At 39.0% G+C, this 300-nt stretch carries 1 protein-coding gene; it reads left to right on the forward strand.

Annotated elements, in window-relative coordinates; translation table 11 throughout:
* Window positions 1-137: 137 nt before the first annotated feature.
* The coding region (locus tag FE392_RS23130; RefSeq protein ID WP_157413122.1) for an exosporium leader peptide-containing protein at window positions 138-300 on the forward strand (163 nt) is incomplete at its 3' end.

The raw sequence follows: 300 nt of genomic DNA on the forward strand, positions 1-300 counted from the left end.
TTATACATACAATAAACTTTCCACTTTTTTAACTTGCACAAGCAGTTTAAGATTTCTTTTCAATAATTCAAATGTCCGTGTCATTTTCTTCCGATTTTGCATCTACTATATAATGAAAGCTTTATGGAGGTGAATTTATGTCAAATAATAATTATTCAAATGGATTAAATCCCGATGAATCTTTATCAGCTAGTGCATTTGACCCTAATCTTGTAGGACCTACATTACCACCGATACCACCGTTTACCCTTCCGACTGGGCCGACCGGGCCGACTGGACCGACTGGACCTACGGGGCCGA

The organism is Xenorhabdus santafensis, from assembly GCF_033949405.1.
GTDB lineage: Bacteria > Pseudomonadota > Gammaproteobacteria > Enterobacterales > Enterobacteriaceae > Xenorhabdus > Xenorhabdus santafensis.